Below are 16,395 nucleotides of genomic sequence, written 5' to 3'. Positions count from 1 at the left end.
GGCCGCCGGACTCAAGGCATCATAAAGGAGTATGCAGACCGGCTGCAAGTTGTGCAATGCGCAAAACTGGCGGGCTTTGTGAGAAGCGGTCACGGGACAATCTCGAGCACCTTTTCGAGTTTGGCGCGGGCCGCCGCCGCTCCCTGGATTTCGCCCGATATCGGATGTTGTTCGAGCGGGTCGTCTTTCACATTGAAGAGGCGGCCGTTGTCATAAAGCTTCCATTCCTTGTCGCGGGCGAAGCACGCGCGCTCCCGATTGCCCCATCGGGGGTCGTAATAGCAAAGTAGCGCTTCGTGCGGATTGCCCTTCTGGCCGAGCAATTGCGGCAGGAAACTCCGTCCATCAACCACCTGCTCTCGAGGCAGCGCTCCGCCGGCCACTTCCGCAAAGGTCGGCAGAAAGTCGGCGAAATCGATGAGGTCGCCGCAGACCCGTCCTTCGGGAATAACGCCCGGCCAGTTGGCGATAAGCGGTACGTGCGTGCCCGTATCCAGAGTGAGGCCCTTGGCGCCTGAAATAAGGCTGCCGTCGCGCATCTTCGAAGAGATGCGCTGGTTGGTTCCGTTGTCGCCCGTGAAAAGCAGCAAGGTGTTCTCGCGCAGGCCGAGCTCGGCCAACGCATCCACGATGCGCCCCACGGTCTTGTCCATGTAGGCCACCATGTCGTCAAAGTACTTGTCGTCCTGCTGTCCGCGTGCCGTGTCCCACTCGGGGCTGTCGGGGGTAGGCTCAAACGGGTTATGCACGAGGCACATGGGATAGTACGCGAAGAACGGTTTCCCGCGATGCCGCTTGATGAAGTCGATGATCGCATCACTATACACGTCTGGCCCGTAGGCGCCCTCAAGGGTTTCGAGCATCCCGTTGCGCAGGACAGTAGGATTCGCGTAGCGTTCGCCCAACTCTTTCACCTGCCACAGGCAATACTCGTCGAAACCGGCCTGTTCGGGCATCGAACCCTTGCCCTCCCACCCTTGTTGGCGGCCGTACAACTGCCATTTGCCGGCAACACAGGCGGCGTACCCCCGCTGCTTGAGCAGATGGGCAAAAGTGTATTCGCCGGGGTCCAGAACGCCGAAGGCCTTGTAATTGCGGAAGTTGTGCTTGCCGGTCATGAGCTTCACGCGCGACGGGGTGCACAACGGCTGCGCATGGCAGCGCTCGAATCGGATGCCCGTCCTCGCCAGCGAATCCAGGACTGGCGTCTGGTACGACGCGCTACCGTAGCAGCCCAGGCACTCGTATCCGAGATCGTCGGCCAGGATGAGGACGATATTGGGCGTCTCGGACGCTGCTTTCGTCCGGCGAGAATACGCCGCACATCCCACCGCAGCCGATCCTGCACCTAGCGAACGCAGAAGAAACTCGCGCCGGTTCATGTCACGTCTCCCCTTCGAGAGCTTCCATTATCAACGCGTGCTGGCAAATTCGTCAAAGACTCTGACCCGAACGCGCCGCGACCAGACAAGCGGCTTCCACAGCCCCGCGCCGCAGGACTATTCCTCCCGAATCTCGGCCTTTTCGCGGAGTTGGGCGGTATAGGCGTCGATGGCCGCGTTTTCCCGCGCATCCACCAGCGTCTGCCGGACGTGCGCCACGACTGCCTCGTAAGGACGTTCCTTGGCCGGGACTTTGTCGTAGACCTTCGCAATGTGGTAGCCGAACGGGGTCTGAAAGACCTCGCTGATCTCGCCGGTTTCCAGGTTGAACACCACCTCGTCGAACTCAGGCACCATCGCGCCCCGGGCAAAGTAGCCGAGGTCGCCGTCGTTCTCCGGGCAGTCCGAGAAGCGCCGGGCCGCACCCTCGAAACTCAATCCCGCCTTCAATCCCTTGTGGATGTCCTGCATCTGCGAATACGCCGCCTGAATATCGAGTATCGTGCCTCCCTGAATGTGTTTCACGATATGGGACGCGCGAACACGCTCAGGATCCCGGAACAGCGCCTTGTTTTCCTCGTAATGCGCTCGAATCTCCGCTTCCGTGGGCTGCGGAATATCCTTGCAGGCCACGTCGAGGAGTCTGTCGACCTTCATGCGCTGTTCGATGTCCGCCCGCACCTGCTTCTCGGTAATGCCGGCCTCGCGAAGGCGTTCCTGATACGCTTCCTTGGACTCGTGCTCCCCCCGGATACGCTTGAGTTCCTGGTCCAGCTCTTTTGGGGATACGGCGGGGCCGTTCTTGGCGGCTTCCTGCCGAATGAGCGCCTGGGCAATCACCATGTCCTTCGAGAAGGTATCCAGGTCCTTGCCCAAGGCCTCCCACTCTGGCACGCCGTTGCCCGAGCCGTGCTGGTAAGCCAGTTGATTTCGGACCTGCGCTATGAACTCGTCTTCCACCCGTTCGCCATTGATGATTAACGCCATGTGACAATGCTCCTCGTGAATGCCTGCAATAGGCCCATCAAACCCGTTATCTTCTACAAAAAGGCAAGGATCTTCAAATATGCGGCTCATGCGGTGCAGATGGCGCCCAGTGAACAGGTATCACCATGACGGCTCTGCCCGAGCTGAACGGGCCAGCTTCAGGGGATTCTAAGGGATGCAATAATCCGTTGGCCTCAGCCGGCGCAAGAGCAGAGAAGCTGACGACGCGGATATGAAGCAGAATTAGTGCTATACTGGTTATGGGGTTTTCGGGGCCTGTTTTCGCTTCGTGCTTTTGCTTTAGAAACTGAGGGACAAGAACCTGATTTGTGGTGGTGCACAACCAAAGCGAGGTGCAAAGGGGGTACTGATGGCAATACCTGATTATCAATCAATAATGCTTCCCCTTCTTGAATATGCGAGCGACAAGAAGGAGCATACGCGTCGCCAAGCCGTCGAGGTTCTGGCTGATCATTTTGGTATCACGGAGGATGAGAGGCGGGAACTGCTTCCAAGTGGACGTCAACCGGTATTCGACAACAGGGTCGGCTGGGCGGGAACCTACATGAAGAAGGCGGGGCTATTGGAATCCCCCAGGCGTTCGGTTTTCCGGATCACCGAACGTGGACTTGAGGTTCTGAATCAGAAGCCGGAAACGGTCAACGTAAAGTTCCTCGACCAATTCGAGGAGTTCCAGGAATTTCGGGCGATCCGTCATGAGAAGGATGAGGGCGCGATAGAGGAAAAGGATACGGATACGACCCCAGAGGAAGCCCTCGAAAGCGCATATCAGAGCTTGCGGCAAGAACTGGCAAGCGAACTTCTCCAGCAACTGAAGACCAGCCCGCCCGCATTGTTCGAAAGGACAGTGGTCGCTCTCTTGGTCGGTATGGGCTACGGCGGCAGTCTGAAAGATGCCGGCAAGGCCATCGGCAAGAGCGGAGATGAGGGGATCGACGGAATCATCAATGAAGACAGGCTCGCACTAGACGTAATATACGTTCAGGCGAAGCGCTGGGGCAATACTGTTGGCCAGCCCGATATTCAGAAATTCGCCGGGGCTTTGCAGGGCCAACGCGCCCGGAAGGGCGTCTTTATCACTACTTCAGATTTCACCCGGGAGGCTTACGAGTACGCCTCGCGCATCGATTCGAAGATTATCCTCATTGATGGCGAACAGCTGGCTCAATACATGATTGATTACGATATCGGCGTGACACCAATGACTTCCTATCAGGTCAAGCGGCTTGATACCGGCTACTTCTCTGAGGAATGAGTCCGCGGCGCCCTGGTGCGCTGGGCGGCCAAGCGGCATAAGATGAGCGCGGGCGGGCGTTGTGCTCTTGATTGGTTCCAGAATGTGGGTGTGGCATCTTGCTGCGTTCAAATGAGACAGGCTCCTGTCCGCAAAGTACAAGCAAGTGAGGGAGCGCCACCCATTCGGTCCGCGCGATTGTTTACGGGCGGGTTGGAAAACCCACCCTCCGTGGCCGGAACCCGGACGGTCTGAGCCCGTAAGCGCGGCGCAACCCGTCGGTCACCAGGCGCTGGCTTCTTCAGCGCCAACGGCGCGAAACATACCAGCCTGGCCAGAAGGGCCAGGAAACCGAATCCAAAACAGCCCAAAGGGCTGAAGGCCCGAAACATGGACCTGCTTCAATAAATGAGTTGCGTGATACTTTGCTTCGTTGGGGTTCCGCGGCGCTGGGCTGGCATGCGCCGCGTCGTTGTAGCTCGGGAGTTACTCACCGGCGCCCTGCCAGTCGAGTGTTCCGCTGCGTCTTTTCGTTCGCAGGGGAGGACGGGTTTTCTTGTCCGCCCCGCGGACGGACACGCCAGTGCTCCCGATATCCTCTTGAGTGCCGGAGCGGACCGCAAGGTTTCCATTTTGTCTTTTGCTGCGTTTACGCCGCCCCTCAGTGTCCCGTCAGGGACGAAAGGCAATAGCCCAGGTCAAGTCACGCGGGCACGCGTGACGCAGACCTGGGTTTCCGACTGCGCACGATCGAGTCCTGCAGGGACGGCAGAGTCACGCCTTCAACGCCCCTGCCGTGATGCCTTTCATGAATACGCGGGTGGCGAAGAGGAAGAGGATGCCGAGGGGGATGGCTGAGACAGTGTACCCGGCGAACATGCGTCCGTACTGGCCAGCGACGCGCGAGTTGTAGCGCAGCATGCCGACGGTGAGCACCATGACCTCTTCGCTGGAAGTCGTGACGAGCGGCCAGAGGAACTGGTTCCAGACGCCGAGGGCGCTGACGATGGCGACGACGCCCAGCACGGGTTTGGCGAGGGGAAGGCCGACGTGCCAGAGCTGGCGGAGCAGTCCCGCGCCGTCGACCTGGGCGGCCTCGAACAGGTCGTTGTCAATCTGGCTGAAGAATCCGCGAAGGAGGTAGATGCCGAGGATCTGTCCGCCCGCTATATAGGGGAGGATCATCACCACATACGAGTCAAGCAGCCCCAGCTGTTTCACCCACAGAAACGACGGCACGAGCAACAGCACTCCGGGGATCATCATCATCGAGATCATGCCGTAGTAAATGACCTCGCGTCCGGGGAACCGGTAGCGCGCGAACACAAATCCCGAGATCGACCCGAACAACAGAATGCCCGAGATGCTGACGGCCGTCACGAAGATGCTGTTGGCGATATACGCATGCATGTCGGTCAACGCTCCCGCGTAGTTCTCAAAGCGGACGGGCCACGCGGGGAGCCAGAACGAATGGTAAAACTGGTGTGTGTCTTTGAAGGACGTCATGAGCATGAACAAGAATGGGAAGAACGTTGTCAGCAGGATGAGCATGAGACCCGCCCGCCATAGCACGCCCACAAGCTGCCGCCACCGTCTCTGGAGCTGTTCGTTCGCCATGCGTCAGGTCTCCGGTTCGTAACTCTCGGTCCGCATGAAACGGTTCAAGGTCAACGTGAACGCCAGGAGAAACAGCAGCATGAGCAGGCCGATGGCGCAGGCGTACCCCATGCGCTGATAGCTGAACCCGTTCAGATACATGTACAAGCCGGGCACCGTGGTCTCGTAGCCGGGCCCGCCGTCCAGTGTCAGGATGTAAATCGATTCGAACCCGTTCACGACGCCGATCACGGTCACCACCACGAGCAGTTTGACCTGCTGCAGCACGAGCGGGATATGGATGCGCGCGATGCGGCCCAGCGCGCCAAGCCCGTCCAACTCGGCCGCTTCGAGAACGCTTCCCGGAATGTTGGCCAGCCCCGCGTAATAAATCAGGATGTTGAAGCCCCCCGCAAAAGGGAATCCCACGAACGCTACGGCCCACAGCGCTGTTTTCGGGTCCGAGAGCCATCCGTGGACCCAATCGTACCGGCCGAGGCTCACCAGCAGTTCCGTCAGGATTCCGGCATCGGAGTAGATATATCCCCAGAGCATGAACGTCACCACTCCGGGTACGATCATCGGCAAGACCACGGCCACCCGGCAGAGATAGCTCCACCGCTCCGATTTCAGATGGAATATCATCTCCGCAACGACAAATGGCACGGTGAGGTTCGCGACGAAGACAAACGCGCCCAGTTTGGCGATATTGACGATGCTCTTGTGAAAAACGGGATCACGGGCGAGTTCAGTGAAATTGGCCAGCCAGATCCAGGTGCTCTCGCCGCCGATATCCCACTTCGTGAAGGCATGGTAGAGGGCGGAGACGGCCGGGATGTAGTTAAACGTCAGCAGGAACGCTACGGGCGCCAGCAGCAGACCGTAAACCAGCGCAAGAGGCGGTTGGCCCGCCCTTCGGCGCTTGACGTTTCGCGCTCCATGGCCGCGTGTAGCAGCCGCGTTATCCGGATTGTTTGAGTTCACGGACTAAGACCGCTTCCCTTGGTTTCCACGCTTCCTCGAGCGGCGCGAAATCCCAGCCGGGCTCGCCGCGGTGAGCCTCGACCCACTTGGCAAAGTTGCCTTCGAGCATGACGAGGAATTCGTCCAGTTCAACGCCGCCGTTGAGGTAATAATCAAGCATGCGCCGCCAATACTTCTTGTATTCTCCGTCGAACGAATCGAGCCACTTGACGGCGCAGCGCTGGCGCTGGAAGATCTCGTTGAAAGGTTTCAGGCGCGGATCCATCTTTGCTCCCTTGATATTCGGGATGAATACGAGAGCCTCCGAAGCCAGCCGCTCGATATTCCGCGGCGCGGTCAGGAACATCAGGTAATCAATGCAGTCCTCAAGATTGCCGTTGATGATCGCGCTGTTGGAGACGTGCAACTGCACCGCGCCGCCCCCGATGATGGACGCTGGCGAGCCAGAAGCGTACGGGCTCGTCGCCTGCGTGATGGTCGGGATGTAGGCGATGCCCCACTGGAAATCGATGTAGGGGTCCGTGACCATGCGGCGGATGGACCACGACCCGTCCCACAGCGTGGCGAGACGCTGGGTGACAAACAGGCGGAGTGGGTCGCTGTTCTTCAATTCCTTGGCCCAATACCCGCGCCACTCGAGCAGAATGCGGTTCATCTCGCGCCATCTGGGGTCACGGGTCGAAAAGAAGCCCTTTGTGAACAGGAATCCGGCTTCGCGGGGCTCGAGATAGTGCCCGAGATAGCTCTCGGCATCCGGGCGCGACGGTATCAGGTCCAAGTCAGGCATGATGTTGTGGTAGAGCATCTCGAAGATGATGTCCTGTCCCCAATCGGACCCCAGATTGCCGCCCGAGGTCATGGGGATGATGTTCATTTCCTTGAACCGGCCCAAGGCCTTTTCCATCTCGTCCCACGTCTGCGGAAACTCGGTAATCCCGGCCTTGGCGAAAAGGTCCTTGTTGTAAAAGACGCCCGTTTCCACGATGTCGAGCGGGATGCAATACAGCTTGCCGTCGGGAGCGCGCTTGCCACTGAGCATGTCCTGGTTGCTGAAGATATCGAACCAGCGTTTGTTGCCCTCGACGTAGGGGTTCGGCCGCTCGATATAGGGATCCAGTGCTACATACCAGCCCTTGCCGACATCCGGCCACGCGATCTCGGCGTTCATGTGGATGATCTCGGGCGCAACCCCGCCGATAAGCTGGGTCTTGAGCCATTCCCCCTCACTGCTGCCGGTGTTGATGAGGGGCTGGTAACGGATCTTGGGTCCTTTGCGCTTTGCCTGCCACTCCTCGGCGAGTTCGGCCGACACTTTGTTGGGTTCGCCGATGCCCGAGGGTATCGTACCGGGATTGTAGACATTGAGGTCTACGCGGATGACCCCGCCCGCCGCTCTGTTGCCGTCTCCCCGCGGGCTCGCAGCGGTTTCTCTGCGGCATCCGGTTGCCAGGACGCACAGCAGGCAGCAGGCAAACAGGAACACGGACGCCACGGCATAGCCCGCGGCGCTGCGGAACGGGCGGCCTATCTTGGGTAGTCCGGTTTCCAGACCCGGGAATCGGCTCACGATGGTACCCCCTGCGGGTGTGCGCCCGGCGCGCCCCACGACTGGGCGCCCCGGAGGCCCCGATCTTAGCGCAACGGCGTTTCGCGTTCCAGGAAATGCCGCAGGCGCTGCGCCAATGATTCCAAATGAGACCTGTACAGCGTGTCGGGGTCGCGAAATGGCGGCAATTGATTGGGCGCGCGTCAGTAGTCCAGCCGGTACAGCACCGTTCCCGGGGCGTCAAGGCGGTCGGTGAACTCCCCGGCGTTTTCGGCCACGACCCGGCCGCTGAATAGTTCGGTCACCCGGGCGCACGTGCGGGGGAGGCGGTAGGTCCGGTCCCCGCCCTCCAGACTGTGGGCAGCCAGGAACCGCGCATTGGCGTACAGCGGCTCTTGTGCATCCGAATACACGTGCACGCCCGCCCGCTGCGCGAGCTCGTGCAACACGCCGCCCGGCAGGTTCGGCGTAGGCGCGAACACCGACGTCCAGGCGCTCATCTGCTTGGAGGCCATCTCTTGAGTGCCATAAGCGTGGCCGGTCAATGACTCGACGTTGGCCGGGTCATATCTTTCGCCGTCGATGATTCCCGGCGCATACACCCAGACGACGGTTTTGCTGTCGCGCAGGATCTTCGAATCCAACACCTCGCGTTTGGCCCTATCCACCACAAACAGATTGGGGAAGAGCACCAGTTTATAGCGTGTCATATCGATGCCCACGAGATCGGCCATCGAGATAACGTCAAACGGCGCGCCCATGCGATACAGGCCTGCCCGCTGGTTGTACATGAGTTCGCGGACAACCGGCGCCTTCCCGTCGACGAAGAGCATGCTGTCTGCATCCACGATCATGGCCACCTCGGAAGCGGATACGCGGGGTTCCGAGGCAAGGTCTTTCCACAGAGCCTGCATCTGGCCGATAGCGTCGAGCACGGGCTGGCCCTTGAACCAGTCGCCGAACATATCAAACCACCAGAGGGCCGTCCCTTCGACGAGAGCCAACGAGAATTCGCGGCGCAACCCGGCGATGGTGGCCTGCTCGTTGGGGAACCCATCGTTATGGCCCGGTACCGCGACGCCTAGTTCGACGGTGGATTTGGAAGTGTGCGTCCGGTGATCGATCTCGTGCAGGAACCGTTTACCGTGATAACGGACGCTCTCGAGCGCGACCATGTAACCGCTTCCTCCGCCGGTCTGCCGGTCATGATACGTTCCGGGCGAGATGAAGAAATCCAGGTCCGGCGACCGGTACACGCGATCGAAATCGAGGTGTCCCTCGTAAAGGAGCCGTGAGTCGGCCAACTCGAGGATGTAACCGTAGAACACGCCCAGCGCTGTTTCGTGGTTCAGCACCTCCTGTGCGGCCCGCGCGAAGTACAGGATGCCGTCGCCCGTAACCCAGTGGGCGAATCGCCAGTAATCAACGGCCAGCGCATCCTCTGCCGGGTCGCGAAAAATGCCGTGGGTGACGTGTTCGCGCACTGACGCCGGCGGGATGTCGATGGGATCGGGTTTTCCGCGCTCCTGCATCCATGCGCGCCATGCCGCCCGGCGTGTGGCGCTTTCCTCGCCCCAACTGCAGTCCTGCCACTCGGTTGTTCCTCCGCATGCAAGCACATAGCCCTGTACCAAGCCGGGATACGTCTTCTGCATGTGCGTCAGGAATGCTTGGAGATAGGCCCTGGTATCCTCGCGCCATTTGGGCGTCGCGATGGTCTTGCCCTGGTCATAGAACGTGTCTTCAAAACCCGACTGCCGCCCATGAAGCCGCACCCACCAGAGGGGCGTATTAAGGTCAACCAGGCATAGCAGTTTCGCTCTGGGATTAGCCTCCCTTACCATGGATACCTGGGCATCCAGCGAAGCGAAATCATACCGGTCCCGTCCCGTCCAGATGGGCGGCGAGACGCAATAGGGCACGCCGAGAGAACAGTCGGTATTGGCAGGGAATATGCACACCATGTCCACGCCCAGTTGCGCGAACTCGCGAATGGGTTCCGAGGACGGCCGGAACGAACGGTAGGCAAACCACCGCTCCGGAAGCTGCGCGCCCTCCCCAGGATTCCCTTGTGGCGCCGCGACGCACAGCACGCTGATGATGCACAATGAAACATACATGACGTGTTTTCCTCCAAATGATGCCGCTGTCCGGAATCCTGACGCGAAGATACCCTGGCGCCGTCCCGAAGGATAGCGACAAGCGCATTGGCACGGCGCTGGCAGTTAGTCTTCCACGCGTTCCAGGGTGATGCCCGTTGGGTTTTCGACCTTCACCGCATAGCCGTCGGGATGGTCGAACCGGTAGCGCAGGATATCCCCCGCTTTATCCCAACGCAGGCGGAGTATGCCGTCACGTACCGGGAATTGGCCCTCGCACCAATCCAGCCCTACCTCGTTGAATCGCAACGTGACGGATTTCCCGATGGGGTCGAACCGGTAGATGCCCAGCACGTCGCGATAGAGGGTGAAGCAAATGTGCGACGCAAAACCGTGGTTACAGCTTGCCCGGTCGTGCACATTCTCCCACAGGGTGCCGGTACGCTCGGCCATGTACATGAGATAGCCCGCCGATTCGCCCGTGATCTGCGACCCAAGCCCATAGCGCGAGAGGAGTTCGAACCGAAGCATATTGCCAATGAATGAATTCGCGGGATGCACCTCCGGATATGCCTTGGTCTCGCCGCGGTCCGGTCCGAATTCCTTATGCAGCTTCTCCCACAGCTCGCCGTGGGTCTCGGGACTTGCAACGTCGAAGAAGAAAGCAAAATACTGACACACCTCCGACCGGTTTCGGGTCACCTTGCGCTCCCCGTTCTCGTAGACGGCATTGTCGACAAAGAACTCTCCGTCAAAGGACTGTTCGCGGATGACCTGCCGGATGCGTTGGGCTTTCTCGACCAGTTCGGGCATGCCATACATGCGCCCGGCCGCGGCTAACGTGCCCGCATACAGCATGTTGGTGGGGTAGTTGAGATCCTGTACGAACTGGTTGGCCGCGGACCACTCAACGAATACCCACTTCTCGAGTTTCTCGAGCAGGCCGTCCTCATTCTCGAACTTCTTGAAATAGTCGAACAGCGCCAGGACCTTGGGTTTCAGGGCGTCTACCATGGCGCGGTCGCCGCTGCGCGCGGCGTACTCCTCCAATTGCACGACAAACCACATAGCCCAATTGGGGATGAAATTGCCGTTGTAGTGGTCCGAGGGGTAGCACATGGGCAACATGCCCTCAGGCAGGTGGGCGAACCTGTCCGGCAACAGAAAGTTCTCGTAGAAGTTGTGCTCAAGACGCGTGTCGCCGCTCAGCACAAGGGCCGTGCGCGACGTGAAGAAACTGTCGCACAACCATCCCGCGCGCTCGCGGGACGGGCAGTCCATGAAGACGTCCGTGCTGTTTTGGATGAAGGTCTGGCGGCCGGCCTCGAACAGTGTTGCCAGGCGCGGATCGCTTGACGCGAAAGTGGCCTCGAACGCATCGGGATACACGTATTCCCGCACATGGGCGTTCTCGATGGTGCAGGCGCCGCCGACACTCATCACCTTCACGTAGCGCATCGTGTAGGGCTCGAAGGACTCCACGGGGTACCTGCCGGGCTCGAGGTAATAGGGGATGAACTGGGCGCAGCCCATGCGGTGCCACTGAACGTCGGTTTCGGTGAGAATCTCGTCGAAAGCGAAGTACACCGTGACCGGCGCCGTGCACGTTATGGTAGCGCCAAGAAACCCGCTGAAATTCGTGCCGAAATCGAGAATGCGGAATGTGTTCTCAGGCAATTCCACCTTCGCACCGGGCACGAGTGGCGTATCCACGGCTTCGACGTCAACGGACGCGATCTTCTGTATTTCCTGCGAGGGATGCACGTCGAGTACTTCGGCGGGATAGCCTTTGTATTCAGGATTGATGCCTCCGGCGTGTCCCGGCCACGGTTTCTCGACGTTCTGTCCCGGCGAAAGCTTGCCCTGAACCGCCACGCGCAAAGCCGGACGCGTTTCAAAGGTGGGGCACGGGATATGACGGGCGATCAGGTTTTTGCCGGCTACAACGGCCAGGGGGCACGGATTGATTGCCGCCCCGGCGTCCGAACGCCATGCATAACTCGCGGCATCGAGGCGATAGGCTTCGATGAACGGGCGCTGAAAACTGAACCGCTCGACCTTCTGGATGCGCTGGCCGAGAATGGCGGCCTCAAAGGGAGTCTCTGAACCGGTGGCTGCGATGCACATCTCCCCTTTCACGATTTCCGCCTGAAGAAAGGCGGGCTGATCGATGATGTAGTAACTGTTGACGTTGTAGCCCGCCGCTTCGATGGCCACGACATTTTTGCCGGACCGAAGGAGCGGCGCGGCGTCGTATTCGTCCACGCGGAAGAACCCATGGGCGGCGCGGGCGGGACCATGGCACAGAAACTGGCCGTTCACAAAAACGCGGTAGTTCGAGGCGCCGGTCACGCGCACTACCACCGGACCCTCGCCTGGATGCTCGAATACCGCGCGAAAACCCACGAACAGGTTCATCTCGGTCTCGCGGCCTTCGGGCCAGACCGGTTTTGCCGCGACAAATGCCGGCGGCGCGGCGTCAAGAAACAAGAACAACGAACAAAGTACTGCTGTCATCGAGCGTTCTCCATGGTTTTCGCTGACCGGGCCGGATAGCGCCAACGACTGATTGTCGCCCTCACGGGGCCGCGTCTTCAAGTCCTTTAAACATCACGGGCTGCAACTCAGCAAAATGCCTCTCGATGTCGCTGTCCTTCGTGAGGTCCCACAGCGAGGAGTTCATCTGTCTCAAACCGAAGACCGCGTTGATCCATCCGCAGGTCCAGCCGCTCTCGATGGACCATGCTCCCCAACCGAGATCCGCGTTGCTGGCCCAATACTCCCATCGCTCAAAATCGAACGCGCGAAACCAGCCGCCGTCGAGTTCAGGATGCGCCTCCGACCGAATCTGAGTCCGGCACAGGAATCTTGCCAACCGGTTCGACGCTTCGGCATACCGCGGGTCTCCGGTCGCGGCCGCGGCCTCATGAAGTCCCAGAAAAGCGAAATTGGTCGTGTAGAGCAGGTCGCAAAGGGGATCTCCGTTCTCCTGGATTAGCGGCGCTTCAGCGGTCCCGTATGCCTCATTTGACGCGGGGGGCGCGAAACTGCCTGAGCCGGTCTTCCCCAGTTCCTCGCGAATCGCCCCACACTCGGCCTGCGACGCGAGCAGGTCGGAGGCAATTCTATCGAGCCAGGCGCGGTGCTCCGGCGTATCCTCGATGCGGATCAGCCAAGAAAGGCACAACAGCATTCGGGCGCGTTCCTGCTGGAGCCCGTTGGTCCAGCGCCACTGGTCCGGGTAGGCGTCCATGGTCATGCGGATAGCGCTCTTCGCACGGTCGAGGAACATCCGGTAACCGGTTTGGTTATAGGCCCACAAATGCACCGCCCAGAGATAGGATTCGTAGTGTGGCGCGTAATGCGTGTTCTTGCGTTGGAAATAATACTGCCAACCGTTTTGGAGCAGGGGCCCCTCATCGATGCGTCCATCGCGAAACCCGAGTTGTCCGGTCGTGCGCAGGTTCGCGAGCATACAGCGCAGCATCTTCTTGTCCCATCGCTCGGTTTCAAGAAGCGCCGACGCCGCCATGGCTCCGAGTAATGCCCGCGCATTGTCATCGCCGTAGAAGACGCCCAGGCTTTGCGTGATATCCCAACTCATGAGCCCGAAACAGGGATTCTGGGGGTCGTCGCGCGGACCTTTGGTCGCCTCGCATTCGAAATAGATAAAGTCGCCCAGGTTGTTGGCGGTTTTCCGGCTGCGTTCCTCGCCCGTGAGCTTTGCGTGGAATGCCAGGGCCATTAGTCCTTCGCCCATGCAGTCGTTCCGCAGCCACCAGCGCATATCCTGAGAGCCGTCGGGATGAATCGTCGAGTTGAATCCTTCGAGCATGCCGCCGCTGCCGTTTCCGATGGCCCAATCGGGCCCGGGCATGGGCCCCACGCGCTCAGGATACGAGCGACGATCATCCGGCCAGTCAGGATTTACGAAGAGCTTCGCGTCAAAAAACCAGTTCACGCCGCGTTTCAAGGCCAGGAATTCGGCATTGTCCGGAAGCGGCGCGTTCATATCGAATGACGGGCGCACCACGGGCCTATACTTGAATGCATCCAACGCCAGACGCGGGTCGAGCCATGCCAGGATGCGCCTCCAGATGCGCTGCCACGCGCCGCTCGGCGCGTACCGGGCCGTCACGAACCGGCTCAGGCAAGTGGTGGAAACGAGAATGGGCCGGTTCGGGTGTTCGAAGAGTATTGGCGCGGCGTCTTGCGGCATGCCGAAGACAGTCCTGTCGAAACCCGCCACCCGCGCCATGACAAGAAGAGGATTTGCTGCATCAACCGGCACGTAGCGGCATCCGTGAATCGCCAGGATCCGCCCTTCGGCCAGCTCGTTCCCGAAGAAATCCGCGGTCACAACGGCCCGCTCCCAGCGCGCAGACCGCGGCGCCCCGAGCGCCATACCCGGGACACGAGTGGGAAACTCGACATACATGCGCAGGTTCTTTTCCGCCGCCGTTTGAAAGACTTCCTCATCGAGACTGGCCTGCACGTCCGGATATCCGTCGGCCATCACAAGCACACTGCCCTCGGCCGGAGCAGCGGAAACGGCTTCAGCGGGACTATCGAACCGGGCCACACGAAACTCGGCCACCGCCAGCAGCCGGTATACGTCGTTGAACTCGGAGCATGCAAGAAACAAGGCCGGCGCGTCCTCCTGGGAGGACGCAAACACAGGCGCGAGCAACATTGCCAGAAGGCCTGTCATTCAGCATGCCTTTCACGTGGTTGAATGCGGCGGTGCGCAATTGTCATTCTGCGGCTGTACCCCTTTGTTTCATCTCGGACACCAGCCGGTCGAACTCGCGGGTAGCTTCCTCCGGGGGCGGCGGGGATGCCAGACTCGCGGCAATCACGGCCGCGGCCGAGACGGCGCAACCGGGCACGATTTCGTACAGGTCGAAAATCCCGCCTTCGAGGCGGCCCCATGTCAGCACCGTGATTCCCCCTGTTGCCATGCCGCACAGTGCCCCCTGCCAGGTCATGCGCCTCCAGAACAGCGAGCCGACAAGTACCGGCCCGAACGTCGCGCCGAACCCCGCCCAGGCATACGCCACAATGGCAAACACCAGCTTTTCCGAAAAGAAGGCCAGGAGCAACGCCGTGGCGGACACGCCAAGGACGGTCAGGCGGCTCACCCAGACCAGTTCCGCGTCGCTGGCGTTCTTTCGAAGAAACGTCCGGTAGAAATCCTGCGTGAACGCGGAAGTGGTGACCAGGAGCTGCGAATCGGCGGTGCTCATGATCGCGGCGAGAATGGCGGAAAGAAACACCCCTGCCAATACCCCCGGAAACAGCCCGCGCACCAACACCATGAAAATCTTCTCCGCATCGGCCCCTTCCAGTGACGTGCCTCCTGCTGCCCGGCCCAGTATGCCGACCGCCACAGCTCCCACGAGGGAAAAGGTGACCCAGACCATGGCGATGCGCCGGGAGACGGCAATATCATCTGCGGACCGGATGGCCATGAACCGCACGAGAATATGAGGTTGCCCGAAGTATCCCAGGCCCCACGCGAGGGAGGAGATCGTGCCGATGAGCAAAGCAGCGACGCCGGCGCCACTGTCGCCAAAAATGGTGAAGAAAGAAGGATCCGACGCCGAGAGTTGTGTCAGAGCGGCGTTCATTTCTCCGCTGTCTACTGCCGCATCCAGAATCGCGAGCGGCACGGCCAGGATGGCGACAAACATCAGCGACCCCTGAAAGAAATCGGTCCAGCAGACCGCGTTGAATCCTCCCAGGAAGGTGTAAGAGACAACCACGGCGGCGCCCGCGAGCAGTCCTGCGCTGTACGGCATATCAAAGACGGTGCTGAACAGCTTTCCGCTTGCCACAAACCCCGATGCCGTGTAGATCAGAAAGAAGACCAGGATGAATAAGGCCGACACGACTCGCAGAAGGTTGCGCTTCTCGCGGAAGCGGTGTTCCAGGTAGTCGGATATGGTGATGATTTCCTCCGAGACGCCTGTGAAGAACCGAAGCCGCCGCGCGACAAACCGCCAGTTCACGTATGTGCCCGCGAGCAGCCCGATGGCTATCCACGAGGCGGAGAGGCCCGAGAGATAAGCGGCGCCCGGAAGCCCCAGCATAAGCCAGCCGCTCATGTCCGATGCCTCGGCGCTCAGTGCAGTGACCCATTTGTCGAGCTTGCGGTCGCCCAGGAAATAGTCGGAGGTGCTTTCGGTGCGGCGAAAGAACACAAACCCCAAACCGAGCATGGCGGCAAGGTAGATCAGAAAAACGACGGCTATGGATAGGTTGTCCTCAGACATCAAGTCCCCGGCAGAGGGCACGACCGCGCCGTATTCGCGTTCTCCAACGCCTTTGCGAGGACTATACCGCCTTCACGTGCCGGGCGCAATCCTGATATGCTGAGTAGCGTTCGATGCGCATAGATCCGGGAAAAGCGGGTTTCTTTGTCATAACGTTTGAAGGGGGGCCATGTGATGAATTGGCGGCCGTATGATTCCGCGAGAGACCGCGAGACTGTTCACCGCATCTGGGAGGAGGTGGGGTGGCAGGAACGTGAAAACATCCGCCATC

Annotated in this window: 10 protein-coding genes; 1 reads left to right on the top strand and 9 read right to left on the bottom strand. The window is 60.2% G+C overall.

All coding sequences use genetic code 11. The annotated features are described in order from the left end of the window. Positions 1 to 89 precede the first annotated feature (89 nt). Together PLJ71_04355 and PLJ71_04350 are read right to left on the bottom strand one after the other, a co-directional pair. The gene (locus PLJ71_04355) at positions 90 to 1,382 is read right to left on the bottom strand and encodes a sulfatase-like hydrolase/transferase (GenBank protein ID HQM47894.1); all 1,293 of its coding nucleotides are present in this window, start codon (positions 1,380 to 1,382) and stop codon (positions 90 to 92) included. Positions 1,383 to 1,499: 117 nt separating this feature from the next. Beyond that, positions 1,500 to 2,369, bottom strand: a complete 870-nt coding sequence (locus tag PLJ71_04350) for a peptidylprolyl isomerase (protein ID HQM47893.1) — start codon at positions 2,367 to 2,369, stop codon at positions 1,500 to 1,502. A 370-nt stretch (positions 2,370 to 2,739) separates the two neighbouring features. Between PLJ71_04350 and PLJ71_04345 the strand changes: the two genes are divergently transcribed. Next, positions 2,740 to 3,645 carry a restriction endonuclease gene (locus PLJ71_04345; protein ID HQM47892.1) on the top strand — a complete coding sequence of 302 codons (906 nt, stop codon included), beginning with the start codon at positions 2,740 to 2,742 and terminating at the stop codon, positions 3,643 to 3,645. 753 nt (positions 3,646 to 4,398) lie between these two features. On the opposite strand, the gene PLJ71_04340 is transcribed toward PLJ71_04345, so the two are convergent. The 7 genes from PLJ71_04340 to putP form a co-directional block, all read right to left on the bottom strand. Then, the gene (locus tag PLJ71_04340; GenBank protein HQM47891.1) at positions 4,399 to 5,241 is read right to left on the bottom strand and encodes a carbohydrate ABC transporter permease; all 843 of its coding nucleotides are present in this window, start codon (positions 5,239 to 5,241) and stop codon (positions 4,399 to 4,401) included. Between the two features lie 3 nt (positions 5,242 to 5,244). Further along, a complete protein-coding gene (locus PLJ71_04335; protein HQM47890.1) occupies positions 5,245 to 6,204 on the bottom strand; it encodes a sugar ABC transporter permease in 960 nt (319 codons plus the stop codon). Then, positions 6,182 to 7,771, bottom strand: a complete 1,590-nt coding sequence (locus PLJ71_04330) for an ABC transporter substrate-binding protein (GenBank protein HQM47889.1) — start codon at positions 7,769 to 7,771, stop codon at positions 6,182 to 6,184. The genes PLJ71_04335 and PLJ71_04330 overlap by 23 nt, the downstream gene beginning before the upstream one ends. A 182-nt stretch (positions 7,772 to 7,953) precedes the next feature. Continuing rightward, positions 7,954 to 9,870: a hypothetical protein gene (locus PLJ71_04325; GenBank protein HQM47888.1), complete on the bottom strand. Its 1,917-nt coding sequence runs from the start codon at positions 9,868 to 9,870 to the stop codon at positions 7,954 to 7,956. Positions 9,871 to 9,975: 105 nt separating this feature from the next. After that, on the bottom strand, positions 9,976 to 12,366 hold the full coding sequence (locus tag PLJ71_04320; GenBank protein ID HQM47887.1) for a hypothetical protein: 2,391 nt from the start codon (positions 12,364 to 12,366) through the stop codon (positions 9,976 to 9,978). A gap of 61 nt (positions 12,367 to 12,427) precedes the next feature. Further along, positions 12,428 to 14,560, bottom strand: coding sequence for a hypothetical protein (locus PLJ71_04315; GenBank protein ID HQM47886.1), 2,133 nt, complete (start codon positions 14,558 to 14,560; stop codon positions 12,428 to 12,430). Between the two features lie 43 nt (positions 14,561 to 14,603). After that, positions 14,604 to 16,124: a sodium/proline symporter PutP gene (gene putP / locus PLJ71_04310; GenBank protein ID HQM47885.1), complete on the bottom strand. Its 1,521-nt coding sequence runs from the start codon at positions 16,122 to 16,124 to the stop codon at positions 14,604 to 14,606. Between the last annotated feature and the right edge of the window lie 271 nt (positions 16,125 to 16,395).

Source organism: Candidatus Hydrogenedentota bacterium, assembly GCA_035416745.1.
GTDB lineage: Bacteria > Hydrogenedentota > Hydrogenedentia > Hydrogenedentales > SLHB01 > UBA2224.
The sequence above is the reverse complement of the archived record's forward strand: the minus strand, read 5'-3'. Positions and strand labels throughout refer to the sequence as shown.